Origin of the sequence: Falsibacillus pallidus (assembly GCF_050990905.1) — a bacterium.
GTDB lineage: Bacteria > Bacillota > Bacilli > Bacillales > DSM-25281 > Falsibacillus > Falsibacillus pallidus_A.
Window position 1 is genome coordinate 2,452,418 of the sequence record NZ_CP158866.1, and the last position, 15,915, is coordinate 2,468,332.

19 protein-coding genes are annotated in these 15,915 nt (G+C 40.5%); 4 read left to right on the top strand and 15 right to left on the bottom strand.

Translation table 11 applies throughout. The annotated features are described in order from the left end of the window. Nucleotides 1–12: 12 nt before the first annotated feature. The 8 genes from rpsA to prsW all read right to left on the bottom strand — a co-directional run bounded on the left by rpsA (nt 13) and on the right by prsW (nt 6,757). The gene (gene rpsA, locus ABTV07_RS12955; protein WP_433742875.1) at nt 13–1,146 is read right to left on the bottom strand and encodes a 30S ribosomal protein S1; all 1,134 of its coding nucleotides are present in this window, start codon (nt 1,144–1,146) and stop codon (nt 13–15) included. Nucleotides 1,147–1,350: 204 nt separating this feature from the next. Further along, a complete protein-coding gene (locus tag ABTV07_RS12960) occupies nt 1,351–1,938 on the bottom strand; it encodes a lysophospholipid acyltransferase family protein (protein ID WP_433742877.1) in 588 nt (195 codons plus the stop codon). Beyond that, nucleotides 1,935–2,609, bottom strand: coding sequence for a (d)CMP kinase (cmk, locus tag ABTV07_RS12965; RefSeq protein WP_433742879.1), 675 nt, complete (start codon nt 2,607–2,609; stop codon nt 1,935–1,937). Before cmk ends, ABTV07_RS12960 begins: the two co-directional genes overlap by 4 nt. A gap of 100 nt (nt 2,610–2,709) precedes the next feature. Beyond that, nucleotides 2,710–2,895, bottom strand: a complete 186-nt coding sequence (locus ABTV07_RS12970) for a DUF5359 family protein (RefSeq protein WP_433742880.1) — start codon at nt 2,893–2,895, stop codon at nt 2,710–2,712. 95 nt (nt 2,896–2,990) lie between these two features. Further along, entirely contained in the window at nt 2,991–3,650 is a 660-nt protein-coding gene (locus tag ABTV07_RS12975) for a flagellar brake protein (RefSeq protein ID WP_433742881.1), read from the bottom strand. Nucleotides 3,651–3,787: 137 nt separating this feature from the next. Next, on the bottom strand, nt 3,788–5,149 hold the full coding sequence (gene ypeB / locus ABTV07_RS12980) for a germination protein YpeB (RefSeq protein ID WP_433742882.1): 1,362 nt from the start codon (nt 5,147–5,149) through the stop codon (nt 3,788–3,790). A gap of 14 nt (nt 5,150–5,163) precedes the next feature. After that, nucleotides 5,164–5,994 carry a spore cortex-lytic enzyme gene (gene sleB, locus ABTV07_RS12985; RefSeq protein WP_433742883.1) on the bottom strand — a complete coding sequence of 277 codons (831 nt, stop codon included), beginning with the start codon at nt 5,992–5,994 and terminating at the stop codon, nt 5,164–5,166. 85 nt (nt 5,995–6,079) lie between these two features. Further along, nucleotides 6,080–6,757, bottom strand: a complete 678-nt coding sequence (gene prsW, locus ABTV07_RS12990; RefSeq protein WP_433742885.1) for a glutamic-type intramembrane protease PrsW — start codon at nt 6,755–6,757, stop codon at nt 6,080–6,082. A gap of 119 nt (nt 6,758–6,876) precedes the next feature. Here prsW and ABTV07_RS12995 point away from each other — a divergent pair, with 119 nt between their 5' ends. Continuing rightward, on the top strand, nt 6,877–7,848 hold the full coding sequence (locus ABTV07_RS12995; RefSeq protein WP_433742887.1) for an asparaginase: 972 nt from the start codon (nt 6,877–6,879) through the stop codon (nt 7,846–7,848). A 35-nt stretch (nt 7,849–7,883) separates the two neighbouring features. On the opposite strand, the gene ABTV07_RS13000 is transcribed toward ABTV07_RS12995, so the two are convergent. The 6 genes from ABTV07_RS13000 to ABTV07_RS13025 all read right to left on the bottom strand — a co-directional run bounded on the left by ABTV07_RS13000 (nt 7,884) and on the right by ABTV07_RS13025 (nt 13,849). Further along, entirely contained in the window at nt 7,884–8,852 is a 969-nt protein-coding gene (locus ABTV07_RS13000; protein WP_433742889.1) for a YpdA family putative bacillithiol disulfide reductase, read from the bottom strand. Nucleotides 8,853–9,087: 235 nt separating this feature from the next. Then, nucleotides 9,088–10,365 carry a Glu/Leu/Phe/Val family dehydrogenase gene (locus tag ABTV07_RS13005; RefSeq protein ID WP_433742891.1) on the bottom strand — a complete coding sequence of 426 codons (1,278 nt, stop codon included), beginning with the start codon at nt 10,363–10,365 and terminating at the stop codon, nt 9,088–9,090. 213 nt (nt 10,366–10,578) lie between these two features. After that, on the bottom strand, nt 10,579–11,196 hold the full coding sequence (locus ABTV07_RS13010) for an adaptor protein MecA (protein WP_433742893.1): 618 nt from the start codon (nt 11,194–11,196) through the stop codon (nt 10,579–10,581). 77 nt (nt 11,197–11,273) lie between these two features. After that, on the bottom strand, nt 11,274–12,182 hold the full coding sequence (locus ABTV07_RS13015; RefSeq protein ID WP_433742895.1) for a MerR family transcriptional regulator: 909 nt from the start codon (nt 12,180–12,182) through the stop codon (nt 11,274–11,276). Between the two features lie 85 nt (nt 12,183–12,267). Beyond that, nucleotides 12,268–13,065, bottom strand: coding sequence for a metallophosphoesterase (locus ABTV07_RS13020; protein WP_433742897.1), 798 nt, complete (start codon nt 13,063–13,065; stop codon nt 12,268–12,270). A 148-nt stretch (nt 13,066–13,213) separates the two neighbouring features. After that, the gene (locus ABTV07_RS13025) at nt 13,214–13,849 is read right to left on the bottom strand and encodes a CBS domain-containing protein (protein WP_433742899.1); all 636 of its coding nucleotides are present in this window, start codon (nt 13,847–13,849) and stop codon (nt 13,214–13,216) included. Between the two features lie 155 nt (nt 13,850–14,004). On the opposite strand from ABTV07_RS13025, the gene ABTV07_RS13030 reads away from it, so the two are divergent. The 3 genes from ABTV07_RS13030 to ABTV07_RS13040 are packed head-to-tail and all read left to right on the top strand — an operon-like array spanning nt 14,005 to nt 15,081. Beyond that, a complete protein-coding gene (locus ABTV07_RS13030) occupies nt 14,005–14,235 on the top strand; it encodes a spore coat associated protein CotJA (protein ID WP_433742901.1) in 231 nt (76 codons plus the stop codon). Then, complete coding sequence (locus ABTV07_RS13035) at nt 14,232–14,492, top strand: spore coat protein CotJB (protein WP_433742902.1); 261 nt, start codon at nt 14,232–14,234, stop codon at nt 14,490–14,492. Before ABTV07_RS13030 ends, ABTV07_RS13035 begins: the two co-directional genes overlap by 4 nt. Before the next feature lie 19 nt (nt 14,493–14,511). Next, nucleotides 14,512–15,081 carry a manganese catalase family protein gene (locus ABTV07_RS13040; RefSeq protein ID WP_433742904.1) on the top strand — a complete coding sequence of 190 codons (570 nt, stop codon included), beginning with the start codon at nt 14,512–14,514 and terminating at the stop codon, nt 15,079–15,081. A 305-nt stretch (nt 15,082–15,386) separates the two neighbouring features. Here the strand turns inward: ABTV07_RS13040 and ABTV07_RS13045 are convergent, their stop codons facing one another. Beyond that, nucleotides 15,387–15,842, bottom strand: coding sequence for a DUF2663 family protein (locus tag ABTV07_RS13045; RefSeq protein WP_433742905.1), 456 nt, complete (start codon nt 15,840–15,842; stop codon nt 15,387–15,389). Nucleotides 15,843–15,915 lie beyond the last annotated feature (73 nt).

The following is a 15,915-nucleotide window of genomic DNA, read 5'->3' on the forward strand; positions in this document are numbered from 1 at the left end:
TTCACATCACCATTATTTTAAGTCTTTTAGTTTATCTCCGATCATTTCACCGAGCTGGAAGCCTGTATTCTCTTCAGGGAGTTCATACTTATCCTCTACATCCGGCTTTTCTTCAAATTCCTTCATGCTTAATGAAAGACGCTGATCCGCTTCATTAACATCAAGGACTTTCACATCAACTTCCTGTCCTTCCTTAAGGACTTCGTGCGGAGTTCCGATGTGTTTATGGGAAATTTGCGAAATATGAACAAGCCCTTCAACACCAGGGAAGACTTCAACAAATGCCCCGTATGATACTATTCTTTTAACAGTGCCCTTCAGTACTTGACCCTTAGGTGCTTTTTCACTGAGATTAGACCATGGTCCAGGCTGTGTCTCCTTGATGGATAGGGAAATCCTCTCGTTGTCGCGGTCAACTGAAAGAATTTTCACCTTCACAGTATCCCCTTCAGAAACAACGTCTGACGGTTTTTCAACATGCTCATAAGATAATTGGGAAATGTGAACAAGTCCGTCAATTCCACCGATATCAACAAAAGCTCCGAAATCCGTTAAGCGTTGAACCTTTCCTTCAATAATCTGCCCTGTTTCCAGTTTTTCAAGCAGACCTTTTTTCTTCTCTTCTTTTTCACCTTGAATCACGGCACGATGGGATAATATCAATCGATTTTTTTCTTCATCGAGTTCAACAATCTTAAATGTCAATGTCTTGCCTTTATAGTCTGCAAAGTCCTCGACGTAATGGTCCTCTACCAAGGAAGCGGGCACAAACCCTCTTACCCCCAAATCGACAACCAAACCGCCTTTTACGACTTCTTTAACCTCTGCTTCAAATACTTTTCCTTCTTCGAAGCGCTGCTTCATTTCATCCCAAGCCTTTTCAGCGTCTACTTTACGCTTAGAAAGGACTAATAGGTCTTCTTCGACTTTAGTCACAATTAAATCCAGCTCATCGCCTTCATTGACAACATCGGAAGCCTTTTCCACATGAAGACTCGACAATTCGCTGATTGGAACAATTCCATCCAGTTTACTGCCTGAGATATCAACAAGAACTTGTTTCTCTTCGACCTTTGTCACAGTGCCTTTTACTTTATCACCTTCTGCAAAGGATCTTACTTCAACTTGATTCATGTCATCTGCCATATGTACTCCTCCTTAGTCCAACTGCTGAAATATGCAAAGGTAATGATGATCAATAGGCTGCTTTTTGTATCCGTTGACACAGCATTTAGAGAATGAGCCTAATTTACCATCTTTATCGATAATGCAAAAATCGCATTATTCTAAAAAATAATACCTACTATAAAGGTCTAACAAATAGACACTTTTGTCAAGTAATGACGCTTATTATTGATGTTTTTCTATCAATTCATTTATGTGGGACATAATGACTTCCGTCACTATATCAGCTGACTTTTTTGATTCCCTTAATTCTGTCATATCGATTGGCTGGCCGAAGACAACCTTAAGCTTCCGGAATGCTTTGTAAGGGCCGATTATGGCACACGGTACAATATATGCATCAGATCTTGAAGCAAAGAATCCGGCTCCTGCCAAACCTTTTCCTAATTTTCCATCTTTACTTCTTGTACCCTCTGGGAATAATCCTAAAACCTTTCCCTCTTTTAACACAGATAAACCTTTACGAAGAGCTTCACGATCGCTCATTCCCCTCTTGACAGGAAAAGCATTCAAATTCCCTACAGCCTTGCCCAATACGGGTACTTTAAACAACTCCTCTTTAGCCATAAAGCTGACCGGACGGGGTGTACAAATCCCCACTACTGGCGGGTCAAAGTTGTGGATGTGATTTGTGCAGAGCAGAACTCCCCCCTCTTTTGGAAAATTCTCTGCACCAATAACTTCAATTTTGTATAGGGGTTTGAAGACCGAACTAACCACCCCTTTGGCAAAATCGTAAAACGTCACCATCATCGAATCCTTTCTTGTGCCAAATCTGTGATTTTTTCAACTACCTGTCCAATGGACAATGATGTTGTATCGATTACTACAGCGTCATCCGCTTTTTTCAAAGGAGCAACTTCTCTTTCCGAATCCAGCTGATCGCGTTTTTCTATTTCCTTCATTAATGTCTGAAGGTCTGAGTCAAAACCTTTCGCTTGATTTTCTTCGTGTCGGCGCTTCGCTCGTTCTTCTACACTTGCCAGTAAGAAAACCTTCAATTCCGCTTTCGGGAGAACATGAGTTCCAATATCCCTTCCATCCATCACTACTCCGCCTTCTGTGGCGAATTGCTGCTGTCTCCTGACCATCTCACTCCTTACGCCGCCATGCTTGGCAACGATGGACACTTGATTCGTCACATCGGCAAATCTGATTTCATTCGTCACATCATTGGAATCGATAAACACAAGCTGTCCATTTTCTCCCGGCTTTAAAGAAATCTCTATATGGCTCAGTGCTTCTACCAGCGCTTTTTCATCCATCAGATCGATTTGATTCTGTAATGCATGATAAGTAAGTGCACGATACATTGCACCCGTATCTATATAAATATAAGAAAAGTTCTCTGCAACAATTTTTGCGACAGTACTTTTGCCGGCAGCAGCCGGTCCATCAATTGCAATACTAATTTTTTTCACCATAAAATCCACCTATTCTTTTCTATTACTTCACTATTTTATCAACCATTATTTTATCATAAAAAGCAAAAAAATCATTTTCTATTTAAAAAAAGCAGGGTATTTACCTGCTTTGCGGCTCGAGAACATCCAAAATCTCGCTGTATTTCATTTTTTCCACTCCCTCATACAGGAGCAGCTTATTCGTCTGCGGGAACCAATTATAATGATGAAGGCAAAGCTGCGCAGCAATCAATCCAATTAATTGGATTATTGTCAATTTAATGATCCATCTCTCGATCATCTCCATTTTTCCCACTCCATTCTTTTATTAGTATGGAAGGGAAATTGGGTATTATTCACATTTTCACCTATTTATAATGGCACCTATTTTCCTGACCGAACCTAATTCATGACGCGTTTTCTTTTCATGATGAGCTGCCTGTCAAAGCAGAACCTGAACAAGAGCTGCTGATGAAGATTTTCAATATCAGTAAATTGAATGGAAGCTATATGAAGTCTGTTGTTTTCCCAGACCCTGGCCACTTTTGCATCTAGATACAGGTAGTGGTATTCGCCAGTCTGCATCGGCAATACCAATAATACCTTCCCGGCCATTCCTTTTTTCACATTGTGTCCTTGAGGTAGAAGGACTGCACATCCGCCTGCAGAAATATCCTCTGTGATGGATGAAAGAACCACTTCTTGGCCATCGAGCCTCAATTCTAGATTGACATCCACAGATGTTTCCACCCTGACATATTGACGCCTCTGCACCTTGATGATTTCTTCAGGACCGGGATAATGAAGAATGATCATCGGCAGATTCTTCTTCGCCCTCCCAAGCACTTCAGTTTCAAACTGATAAACTGCATTATCCTCATGAATGTAGCTGGCGCTTAATTGCATCCCGTCCAACAGGAATACGGTTCTATCTGTATCAATATTCACAGGGTAATCGATATAAATCCTTGTCCCTTGAATATCATGGACCTTGCACTTATATTTTTCTTTCTGACCACCCTGCAATGGTTCCAAGCTCAATACTGCCCCAATGTTTATCATATCGCTCCCCCTTCCATCAAGACTATAAAATAAGCTTTTTTTTCCATTATTGCATGGATTTCGCAAAGTTTCTATAGTTTTTTGGAAGGGTACTTTTAAGCTGTACAAAAAAAGAAAGGGGTTTCCCCCTTTCTTTTTCAGACGCCTTTTTTTACGATATCTTCGTAAATCGGTTCCGCATTCTTCAATTTTTCCACTTTTTCTTCCGTTCCGCTGCTGGCATTGATGAAGATTCGGTATGTGTCATGTCCCAGAGTCCCCATGAACTCATAACAGAGGACTTCTTCCCCAAGCTCATTGATAATGATGGCTTTTCGCTGTTCCATGACCTTTAACTTAGGGTTCAAATAGCCTTTAGCATCTTCAAGTGAAATTCCCGGCTCAGGGATATTCCTTGTATGATGGCTCTGAAGGAAATCCTCTGCTGCAAATCCTACGATTTGGCCATTATCAAGTGCAACTTTCATTTTGATTGCATCAGGATAAATTCTCACTCCTTTGACGGTTTGGACAAAAGAGAAGACTCCTATTGAATCATATTGAGAGCTTTCAAACAGCTCCAGGTCTTTATAATTATTTTTCTTGAGAAAATCCTCCGCTTTATTTGAAGCCTCATTCAAGCTGATATTGATGCCTTTTATATCCCTGTTTTGTATTAGATAGATTGGATATCCGCCTTTTTTGGTGATATCGAGGCTCGCTTCCTGGCCCTTGGAATTTTTTAGGAGCACGCTATAAAACCCATAACTTGCTCCCTTTCCATTCTCTGTTACTTTCACATCTTTTGTTTTAGGCATCTGTGTATAGCGTCTGGCTATTTCCACAGCTTGCTTTTTAGTGATTTCTTTCCCATTCAGATATTTATAATTTTCATCCTTGTTTTGATAATTGACAAAGGATGGACCACCGATATTGGATTCTTCATATCCTTGCACTTTTTTCTCAACCGTTTTGAAGCCGTCGATTATCGTATTGTCTGCATTTTCCCTGCCATTGGCCAAAGCCATTTCGACATCCATCCAACGCAGGTTATTTTTTAACACAAGATGCTGAACCCTTCTCAGTTCATTCTGGATGCCTTCACTTTGTTTATAGAGATTTTGAAGCTGGGCATATTCATCCTTAGTGAGCGGTTTTTTATCTAAATCTCTAATTGCCGTTCGATAACTGAATCCACCGATATTCGAGAGGAATTCTTCCGTTTTATTAAAAGGAAGAAGCGTCAGTGGAAGCTGTCCCACGTCTCCATGTGCTTCTGAAGTCAGCCTCCATACATCTGCAAGTGCAGGAGAAAGTGATTTTCTTGAATTCATGGCCAAAGTGGTCCCGATTTTATCGTGAAGAAGGTCCATTTGATAAGTCAAATCATGAAAAGCCCGTTGGTAGTTATTCTCCGCATTGATAAGGATTGCGTTCTTTTCCTGATGCTCTTGATAGCCCCAATACGCGGTACCGATGACGGCAATGGCTAAAACTGTTATTAATATCGTTCTGATCATTATGTTTCACCTCACTATTTACAGAAGATGTGCTTTCCAATTTGCTTGATTTGCGGCCTGGACCAAATCCATTTGCTTGTTGCTGTTGCAGGGTTGAAATAATACAGGGCGCTGCTTGAAGGGTCCCATCCGTTGATAGCATCAATGACTGCTTTTTTTGCAGTTTCATTGGGAGTCAGCCATATTTGCCCATCGGCTACTGCTGTAAATGCCCCTGGTTCAAAAATGACTCCCGACACTGTGTTAGGGAATGTAGGGGAATCTATACGATTCAAAATGACTGCAGCTACTGCTACTTGTCCTTCATATGGCTCACCCCTTGACTCTCCATAAACAGCATTGGCCAGCAATTGAATGTCATTTTGCGAATAGCCATTAGGGGTATTGACTGCTGTTGGCTTATTTTTGGATGGCGTACCTTTCGATGCTGTGTTCTTTCCTCCACTGCTTGTCTGTTTATTGGCATCCACTCCGCCGTAATACGTAAACTTATTTCCTTTATTAACTTGGTTCTCTACAAATTGCTTATTATATTTTGATGCTTTCACCAGCTTTTGCTTTGTGCCCGCTCCAGCTAACCCATCGATAGGAAGGCCGAATTCACTCTGAAAATTCCTTAACGCCCAATAAGTCCCCCAGCCGAACACACCATCGATCTGCCCTTTGTAATACCCTATGTATTGCAAACGGGCTTGCAGTTCAATCACATCATCCCCGACAGCACCTCTTTGGATGACCTGATTGGTAAAGGCTTTTGCAGGATGCGTATTTGCCGCGATCGGGCACATCAATATGCAAAAAGCCATGCAGACGAATAGTTTCTTTGAAATAGTGCCATTTTTCATATTGCCTGAACCTCCAAATGATGTATTAGCATTGAAAGTAGTTTCTGTTTTTCAAGGTATTTTATTCAAAAAAAAAGAACCACTCTTAAAGAGCGGTCCCGTTCCTTTGATGATGTTCTATTGTAAGTTCCTTTGCCTGTCTCACTTTGCGAAGGCCAAGCCACCACAAAAAAAGCATGAATGGAATTATATAATAAATCCAGCTTCGTTCAGTCAGGATAATAAAGTCGTATAAACCATGAAGTAGAAAAGGCACAAAAAAGGCAAGAAAAATCCACTTTTTCTTTTTATCCTGTGTTGAAAACTTGGCTTTTCCTAAGTAGAATCCCATGATCACACCAAACAGGGCATGACTGGACACAGGAAGAACTGCCCTTCCAAGTGCGTGCTCAACACCATTTGCAAACAAATATAAAATATTTTCGACAGTGGCAAAACCTAAAGAAACGGCTGCCCCATAAACAATTCCATCATACGGTTCATTGAAATCACCATGCTGGTAGATTGTGAAAATCAATATGAACCATTTAAAGAATTCTTCCATTAATGCAGCTGAAAGAAACGCCTTAGACCAATTAAAATGAAAAACGTTTTCCACACTGAAAACATATTGAACGAACATTATTGGGAATGTAAGGACAGCCCCATATAAAAATGCTTTAAAGACCATCATAACAGGTTCGGACTCGTATTGATCCTTCAAATAAAAATAACTTAAAATTGCCAGACCTGGCGCGATTCCAGCTGATAATACCATCAGCATAGCATTGTCCTCTTTTCATTCTGTTTCCTTAATCGTATCATGTAATATGAGGGATGAAAATAGATTTCCACATCCGGTTGATCGAACGCCGGAAAGCTCTTATTGGAGGTAGACATCTTATGAAGAAAAAAATACTTGTCATACACACCGGGGGAACAATTTCCATGATGGAGGACCCCACTGGTTCAGTCATTCCAGGTTCCGAGAATCCTCTTATAGCCCAAACAAGCCAGTTGGAGAGCATGGCTGAGCTTCATGTTGTAGAACCATTCCACCTGCCATCACCGCATGTTACGCCAAAAGAGATGATGGAATTGAAGCTTATAATAGAAAATGAGTATTCTTCTAACGGTGTAGAGGGAGTTGTAATCACTCACGGCACCGACACATTGGAAGAAACAGCTTACTTTTTAGACCTTACTGTTAAAGCTCCTATTCCAATCGTCGTTACTGGAGCTATGAGGTCAAGCAATGAAATCGGTGCTGATGGTTTATATAACTTAATGTCATCCATCAGGGTTGCATCTTGTGAAGAAGCAATCGATAAAGGTGTCCTTGTTGTTTTGAATGATGAAATTCATACTGCTAAAAACGTGACGAAGACACATACAAGCAATGTTTCCACTTTTCAAAGCCCACAGTATGGACCAATCGGCATTGTAACGAAAAGAGGAGTTGTTTTCCATCATTCTCCTACCTATAAAGAATGCTACGATATAAACGGCATCTCGAACAAAGTAAGTTTGATCAAGGCATACGCGGGGCTTGATTCCTCCTTATTCCACGCAATTAAAGAGCTTGATTACGATGGAGTTGTAGTCGAAGCTTTAGGCCAAGGAAACCTTCCTCCTGCTTCAGTGGAGGGAATCAAGGCACTAATAGAGAAAAATATCCCTGTTGTGCTGGTGTCTCGATGCTTCAATGGAATTGCACAGGATATATATGGCTATGAAGGCGGCGGAAAGGACCTAAGGGATCACGGGGTCATTTTCTCCAATGGTCTTAATGGGCAAAAAGCAAGATTGAAGCTTTTGATTGCTTTATCCCATACAAAAGAGATTGATGAAATCAGAAAAATATTTGCTCATTAAAAAAGAACGGGCCGATTTAATCATCGGCCCATTCTTTATTTTTCTCTATTGATGATGGTTTCTGCAATGCTCCTGCCATGGAACCTTCCATTTTCAATGAAAATTTCGTTCGCATTATTTCCAGCAGCCAATACTCCCGCAATGAAAATACCTTCTACATTCGTTTCCATTGTTCCCTCATCATAATCAGGACGTCCTGTTTCCTTATTGATATGGACACCCATAGCCGAGATAAAGCTGTGATCAGGATGATATCCAGTCATCGCGAAAACAAAATCATTCTTTATTTCCTTTCTTATTCCATTCACACTATAAATGACTGAATGAGGTTTTATTTCAATAATTTCCGCATTGAATTCCATTTTAATTTGTTCGTTTCTCACCAATGCATCAAATTCAGGCAAGATCCACGGCTTGACACTTTTAGAATATTCGCTTCCCCTATATAACGAAGTAACCCTGGCACCTGCCTTATTGAGCTCCAGCGCTGCGTCCACTGCTGAGTTTTTTCCGCCAATGACTACCACATCTGTATCAAAAAAAGGATGAGGTTCTTTAAAGTAGTGAAAAACTTTGTCAAGATTTTCACCAGGAATATTCATCATGTTGGGATGGTCGTAATATCCTGTTGCCACCACGACATATGAAGTGCGATATTGATCTTTGTTCGTTTTGACAATGAACGTCCCATCTGATTGTTTATCAACAAGCAAGACCTGTTCAAAGCGATTGATTCTTAATTGCTTCCTTTTCGCAACTTCCCTGTAATAAGTAAGCGCCTGATTCCGTTTAGGCTTCCTCTCTTCTGTTATGAAAGCCACATCCCCAATTTCAAGCTTCTCACTTGAACTGAAGAATGTTTGGTGAGTTGGATAATTATATATCGCATTTACAATATTACCTTTTTCAATCACTAATGGGTTCTTCCCGATATTCTGCATTTCAATTGCTGCAGATAATCCGCAGGGTCCTCCACCAATGATGATGCAGTCTTCAAAATTCATTTCATTCACTCCTCGTAAAACACACATCTTATCTAATAGCCTTCCATTGCAAGGCATAAACGTTGCTTTATAAAATCTGCCACTATCATATGATAGTGAATAATTCATTGTGTTGCAATGAATTAGCATGGTGTTCAATTTTAGTTCAATACTTTTTTGAACATAAAAAAAGCAGAAATGAATCAGATTTCTACTGATCATTTCCGCTTTTAATTATCGCTTATGGATTATTAGTTTAAATCCAGCCTCTGAACTTACACGCCTCTGCCATTTTCCTTACACCGACCATATAGGCAGCTAATCGCATATCGACGCGTCTTGTCTGAGCAGTGTTGTAGATATTCTCAAAAGAGTTGACAAGAATCTTTTCAAGCTTTTCTTCAACTTCTTCTTCTGTCCAATAATAGCCTTGATTATTTTGAACCCACTCAAAGTAAGAAACCGTTACACCGCCGGCTGAGGCAAGGACATCAGGTACAAGCAAGATGCCGCGCTCTGAGAGGATCTTAGTCGCTTCAAGTGTCGTAGGGCCGTTTGCCGCTTCGACAACAATTCCTGCTTTTATATTATGGGCATTTTCTTCAGTAATTTGATTTTCAATGGCTGCCGGAACAAGGATATCGCAGTCCAGTTCAAGCAGTTCTTTATTTGTAATTGTATTTTTAAACAGTTTTGTTACAGTTCCAAAACTGTCGCGTCGGTCTAATAAGTAATCAATATCCAAACCGTTTGGATCATAAAGCGCACCGTAAGCATCAGAAATACCGACAACTTTAGCGCCTGCATCATGCATGAATTTAGATAGGAAACTACCCGCATTTCCGAAGCCTTGTACAACCACACGGGCTCCTTCAAGTTGAATTCCGCGTTTTTTTGCAGCTTCTCTGATACAGATTGTGACTCCTTTTGCTGTAGCAGATTCCCGTCCATGAGAACCTCCAAGCACCAACGGCTTTCCTGTAATGAAACCAGGAGAATTAAACTCATCGATCCGGCTGTATTCATCCATCATCCAAGCCATGATTTGAGAGTTTGTAAACACATCAGGAGCAGGAATATCTTTATTTGGACCTACAATTTGGCTGATTGCACGCACATATCCACGGCTTAATCTTTCTAATTCCCTGAAGGACATGTCACGAGGATCGCAGATGATTCCGCCTTTACCTCCTCCATAAGGTAAATCAACAATTCCACATTTTAAACTCATCCAAATGGATAAAGCTTTGACTTCTTTTTCCGTAACATTTGGATGAAAACGGATTCCTCCCTTGGTAGGACCCACTGCATCATTATGCTGTGCACGGAAGCCAGTGAATACTTTCACTGCCCCATCATCCATTCGAACTGGAATTTTCACTGTCATCATACGCATTGGCTCTTTCAATAGTTCATAAACTTCTTCTGTATAGCCAAGCTTCTCCAAAGCGTTATGGATAACTGTCTGCGTTGATTTCAGTACATCATGTTTATCCTCATTATGTGTGTTTTCAGCACCGTTTTCGGCTACCATTCTTGTAAACCCTCCTAGTTCGATCAATCCTATAAAATGGACCACTGTCCGTCTTTCATGACATAGTATACACCTTTGCCCAGTCTATGCAAAGTAGAAAAATATTTTTTTTAGAAATTTTGTAAGCGTTATCAACATCGGATGCATTTACAGAAGATTCAAATAAAAAAAGAGCTCCTATTCGAACTCTTTAATTATTCTAATATAACAATTTCACTTGAAATGCTGCTTAAGTATTTGAATTGCTTCATTTAGGATGATCGGCTTCCCATATTCATGCAGATATACGGAAGTTAATCTTGAAGCGCATCCATATTCTTCACATAAAGCCCTCGCCATTTCCGCCTCCGACAGAGTAATGCCCTCCAACACCAGAAAATAGGAATCATTATAGAGGTAAACACTGCTATTCCAGTCGTTTGCTGGCTGGATCCTGATGCCATACGAAATGATTTCTTCTATTGTAGGGAAAGAATAGATAAATGTAATGGGACGTACTGCTGTCTCTTCAGCCTCTTCTTCTTCCAGATCATCTGATTCGTCTTCATACTCCTCATCATCTGACCATTCTTCGTAATAATCTTCATCAAATGAATCCAATGTCAGGATTAACACAATCTCTTTTGAAGTCAAAGAAAAAATCTCTACCGACACCGCTCCAGCCAGTTCAAGGTCATATTGATTCTTGGCTTCTTCGAGCATTTCATCGAATAGTTCATGCCATATGAGCGATTCTTTCCATAGTTCATCCTGAAGAAATCCTTTGTCCGAAAGTTCATCAAATGTGATGGAAAATTTGATTTTATTTGTAGAGAGTCTCTCCGATTTCATTCTGCCCCGCCCCCTGAGTATGGCTCCTAACACATACTATGTAGGGCGGAACTCGATGGTTCATTGTCTTTGCCCGATCATTCCATTTTGGATTTAAGCCAACTGTCCCATTCTTGCTTGTCCAATCCAAGAATATTCTCTCTGTATTGGTCAGATTTGGATTTTTCCATCCTATCGACTGCCGAGCCCCCAATACCAACATGCGTCCCGGGAAAATCCTGTATTAATCGATCCACCAGCTTCAATGCTCTGGGCAAGTTTTCCTTCATTGTACAGGACATGAAGAGAAATTTCGGATTGACTGTTTCCAAGACGTCAAAGAGATCATCTTCCTTGATGCTGGATCCCAAATAGATGACATCAAACCCTTTTCTTCTGACAAACAAGGTGAAGATCAAAAGGCCCAATTCATGCCATTCACCCGGACTGCATACAGCCACTACCTTTGGCAGGATTCCATTATGGGGGAAGGAGTGCATCAATATTCCGATTCGCGACCTTAAAATAGAGGAAGCGAAATGTTCATGAGCCGTCGTGATTTTTCCTTTTTCCCATAAGTCCCCTATTCTGACTAACAGCCCTGCAAGAATATCAATCAGCACTTTATCCATTGTATAAACTGCAAACGCCCGATTGATAAGTTCCTGTGCTCTTGTTTCATTAAAATTCATTAGCTCCCGTAAAAGCTCCTCGGACAGTTCCTCTGAATTCAATGTCCCCTTGTCACCCATATCCTGTTCATTTTCAATTTCATTTTTATCAAGGAGGGCGATTGCCTGGCTGATTGTGAACCCTTGATTCACTTTATTGACCAGCCATTTAAGGATTTTTACATGCTGCTCGGTGTAGAGCCTATGACCTGATTCGTTCCGTACAGGAGCAATAATGTTATATCGCCTTTCCCACGCCCGAAGTGTACCAGCTTGAATTCCGAGCATTGTACAGACTGCTTTTATATTATACTTTCCGCTATTTTGATTGCTCATAATCTTTCCCCCAGCCATATTACAACAAATTCTTCCCTGATTATAAGGGAAGAACCACATTGTGTAAACTTTGTATAGGTTATGGTCAATTTCTGTAAACTTTAAACTCATTTCCATGACTAATGGTCAATAAGTGAGTTTCAGGTCTTGCACCAAGACGCAATGGAACGGCTGTTGTTCCATATCCGTTGCTGATCAACTGAGCAACTGGACCGTTTGTTTTTAATGTCCCTCTTTTATATGGACTATATCCAAAGATGTGGATTTGCCCTCCATGTGTGTGCCCGCTTAAAATCAATGAAATATTATGCCCAGGGTAGTCCTTCATTTTATGTATGATCGCGGGATTATGGCTTGCGAGTATTCTAAAACCAGGTGTAGTGCACTGTCTGAGGGCTTCATCCAATCTTGCCTGCCGCTGGTTCATGTCATCTATTCCAAGAAGGAAGAACTCCTTCCCCATGCCAAGTGATACGAATTCTGTCTCATTCTTTAATGCCTTGATGCCTTCTTCGTGTAAAAGTCTGGTAAATGAAGCCTGGTCGACTTCATAATCATTATTTCCCCAGATAAAATAAGTTGGTGCAATTTTCTTTAGGAGTGCCAGGTTTTCTTTGATTCTAGTTAAAGGGACCCCTTTTTCAAGAAGATCCCCTCCTATCACAACAATATCGGCTTTTGTTTGAACTCGTTCAATTATAGATGAGTGAATTGTTCTTCTGTGAATATCAGATATAAAAAAAATATTCAGTGGTTCCATATTTTCAGGATATTCCGGGAATGTGAGGGTTTGAAAAAGAACCCTGTTTTGAAAAGCTTCCTGCAGCATATAGACCAATAAGATCAAACCGGCTGCAGCGATGATGCAGAGAAGATAAATCATGTGGACCTCCTTAGGACAAAAGAGCAAATTCTATTGAAATCATACCACAATCCAGAGATTTTAAAAAAAGAATACTAACGAAAGGCCCCCCATTTTAATATGGGAGGCCATGTTCAGTGTAATAATGATTAAATAAAATAATGAAGTCCTATTGTTGTTCGTGGATATTTAAAACCCTGAATCCGGATTTTTCTAATTTAGATATGAATTTCTCAATATTATTCTTCTTCTCGATTTTCAATACAATCCTGCGGACCAATTTATCCGTTTCATCAAAAGTTACAAGGGAAATGACAGATTCATGGAATTGCTGAATAATTTCTGCAAGCCTCGCTATTCTTCCTTCGGTTTCCACAGAAGTAAAGGCAATCCTTACCCCAGGGCGGTTCCCCCCAAAGGCACTTTGGAATTGATCCATTACATCAGATCTGGTGACAACACCTAAGAATTTCCGCTGTTCATCCACGACGGATAACAAAGGGAAATCCTTCAAGTCAAAAAGGGTAGCTTCAAACACTTCATCACCCGTTAAAAACTTCTCTTGATGTGTGGCTATTTCTTTGACTTTCGTATTCTTTAAAAACTCTTCTTTACCATGGTTTGATTCAAAAAAACTTTTATAAATAGTGTAGCGGGTAATCATTCCTTCATATTTGTCCCCATTCAAGACAGGGATTCCATCCACTTGGCGGTCTTCCAATAAGGATAGCGCTTTTTCTGCCGTATCATCACTTTGGATGACAAAACTCTGATGTCTAGGAATCATGATACTTTTTACAAACATTGAATCACCTCTTCTAAAAAAATAAGACTGTGAAATTATATTTCAACATAACTCTTTAAATCCCTCTTTTTAAAGAAATATTCCTGAAAATAAACGAATGATTCAATAAATCCCCCCATAAAATGAAGGGATGAAAAGAAAGGAGGAGTATGTTTATGTCTTCAAGATATAAAAGCTATTCTCCCTACGTCAGTCCTTTTGATCCCTGCACGCCAATCCGAGTAAAAACATATTCTACACCCCCTAATTTATATATGGGATTCCAGCCGAAAAATCTGCAGCAATTCACTCCTCAGGAAGCACTGCGGGCGGGAACATTATGGAAAGCTTTCTACGATCCATACTATAGTCCATATGAAAGAGTGAAGGGGGATGACCCTGAGTGAAACAGCTTCCCGAGGAGTACTACACAAAACTTGAAGAGCTTCAGGCAGTTGATTTTGTCATTGTGGAATTGACCCTTTACCTCGACACGCATCCGGACGATCATGAAGCCATCCAACAGTACAATAATTTTGTGAAGCAACGAAAGCACCTAAAAAAAGAATTTGAGAAGCAGTTTGGCGCATTGACAAATTTCGGCTATAGCTATTCACATTATCCGTGGGAGTGGAAAGAAGCTCCATGGCCATGGCAAGTATGATGGAAGGAGGACGTCTTACATGTGGGTTTACGAAAAAAAGCTGCAATATCCAGTAAAAGTTTCATCCTGCAACCCTAAATTAGCGAAATTCCTCATTGAACAGTACGGAGGGGCAGATGGAGAATTGGCAGCAGCTCTCAGATATTTGAATCAGCGGTATACCATTCCTGATAAAGTCATTGGACTGCTGACAGATATCGGAACGGAAGAATTTGCCCATTTAGAAATGATCGCCACGATGGTATTTAAGCTTACAAAAGATGCCACTCCTGATCAAATGAAAGAAGCAGGATTGGCGGCACATTATGCCAATCATGATAATGCCCTCTATTATGAGAGTGCTGCAGGCGTTCCTTGGACGGCTTCTTATATAGCCGCTAAAGGCGATCCCATTGCAGATTTATATGAGGATATCGCTGCAGAGGAAAAAGCGAGGGCAACCTATCAATGGATCATAAACTTAAGCGACGATGTCGATTTAAATGACAGTCTGCGCTTTTTGCGCGAAAGGGAAATCATCCATTCTCAACGATTCAGGGAAGCCGTAGAAATCCTGAAGGAAGAAAGAGATAGGAAGAAAATTTTTTAAACAGCTGAAGATACTTATTAAGGTCTCTTATTTAATTGATAAGAAAGAATAAAAATTCTGAGTGAAATGCTGTCCAGCTCCAGCGCCTAGCCCCTCGAGTCATAAGCCGTACCTCTACGGAAATCAGGATTTCCTTCGAGTTCCGTCTTATGCTGGTCGGGGCTGTTCGAGGCGCTTGCGCTTTTCTATTTGTCCAGCTCCAGCGCCTAGCCCCTCGAGTCATAAGCCGTACCTCTACGGAAATCAGGATTTCCTTCGAGTTCCGTCTTATGCTGGTCGGGGCTGATCGAGGCGCTTTCGCTTTTCTATTTACTTTCATGGTATAGATTGATATCATATTCTTTTTTCATCATTTCAAAGACTTTATGTCTGCTTTTCCACCGCTCCTCTTTCCACAGGTCTTTGCTTCGGTCTATGATTTCGCAGCGGAGTGCATGGTATTCCTTCTCTGCTTTCTCTTTCTTTTCGTACAATATTTTAGCTGCGCCAAAAAGTGCAGCTGAGATGAGAAGCAAGTATAGATCTGATTGTTTCTGAATGAAGACGGAAAACATCTCTGCAAAGGAATAGGAATACTTGACCATGATAAATTTATATAAGTAATAAAATAGTGCAAGTGTATAGAAGACGCTTGTCCAAATGATGAGGAAATGCCTCCATTTCAACTTATCAAATTTCCGCTTTCTCTTAACGACGTTTTCAAGCAGTTGTTTTGTCGTTTGATCTGCAAGCTCATCAAGCATGATGATAGAAGATTCCACTCAGATCCCCTCCCACCAATAATGTATGAACCAAAGCGTAAAGCTAGTACAAAAAAAGATGACCGAATTAGGT

What these genes read in the sequence shown, in the direction of transcription:
- rpsA (WP_433742875.1), bottom strand. Translation starts at nt 1,146, where the DNA reads ATGGCAGATGACATGAATCAAGTTGAAGTAAGATCCTTTGCAGAAGGT.
- ABTV07_RS12960 (WP_433742877.1), bottom strand. Translation starts at nt 1,938, where the DNA reads ATGATGGTGACGTTTTACGATTTTGCCAAAGGGGTGGTTAGTTCGGTC.
- cmk (WP_433742879.1), bottom strand. Translation starts at nt 2,609, where the DNA reads ATGGTGAAAAAAATTAGTATTGCAATTGATGGACCGGCTGCTGCCGGC.
- ABTV07_RS12970 (WP_433742880.1), bottom strand. Translation starts at nt 2,895, where the DNA reads ATGGAGATGATCGAGAGATGGATCATTAAATTGACAATAATCCAATTA.
- ABTV07_RS12975 (WP_433742881.1), bottom strand. Translation starts at nt 3,650, where the DNA reads ATGATAAACATTGGGGCAGTATTGAGCTTGGAACCATTGCAGGGTGGT.
- ypeB (WP_433742882.1), bottom strand. Translation starts at nt 5,149, where the DNA reads ATGATCAGAACGATATTAATAACAGTTTTAGCCATTGCCGTCATCGGT.
- sleB (WP_433742883.1), bottom strand. Translation starts at nt 5,994, where the DNA reads ATGAAAAATGGCACTATTTCAAAGAAACTATTCGTCTGCATGGCTTTT.
- prsW (WP_433742885.1), bottom strand. Translation starts at nt 6,757, where the DNA reads ATGCTGATGGTATTATCAGCTGGAATCGCGCCAGGTCTGGCAATTTTA.
- ABTV07_RS12995 (WP_433742887.1), top strand. Translation starts at nt 6,877, where the DNA reads ATGAAGAAAAAAATACTTGTCATACACACCGGGGGAACAATTTCCATG.
- ABTV07_RS13000 (WP_433742889.1), bottom strand. Translation starts at nt 8,852, where the DNA reads ATGAATTTTGAAGACTGCATCATCATTGGTGGAGGACCCTGCGGATTA.
- ABTV07_RS13005 (WP_433742891.1), bottom strand. Translation starts at nt 10,365, where the DNA reads ATGGTAGCCGAAAACGGTGCTGAAAACACACATAATGAGGATAAACAT.
- ABTV07_RS13010 (WP_433742893.1), bottom strand. Translation starts at nt 11,196, where the DNA reads ATGAAATCGGAGAGACTCTCTACAAATAAAATCAAATTTTCCATCACA.
- ABTV07_RS13015 (WP_433742895.1), bottom strand. Translation starts at nt 12,182, where the DNA reads ATGAGCAATCAAAATAGCGGAAAGTATAATATAAAAGCAGTCTGTACA.
- ABTV07_RS13020 (WP_433742897.1), bottom strand. Translation starts at nt 13,065, where the DNA reads ATGATTTATCTTCTCTGCATCATCGCTGCAGCCGGTTTGATCTTATTG.
- ABTV07_RS13025 (WP_433742899.1), bottom strand. Translation starts at nt 13,849, where the DNA reads ATGTTTGTAAAAAGTATCATGATTCCTAGACATCAGAGTTTTGTCATC.
- ABTV07_RS13030 (WP_433742901.1), top strand. Translation starts at nt 14,005, where the DNA reads ATGTCTTCAAGATATAAAAGCTATTCTCCCTACGTCAGTCCTTTTGAT.
- ABTV07_RS13040 (WP_433742904.1), top strand. Translation starts at nt 14,512, where the DNA reads ATGTGGGTTTACGAAAAAAAGCTGCAATATCCAGTAAAAGTTTCATCC.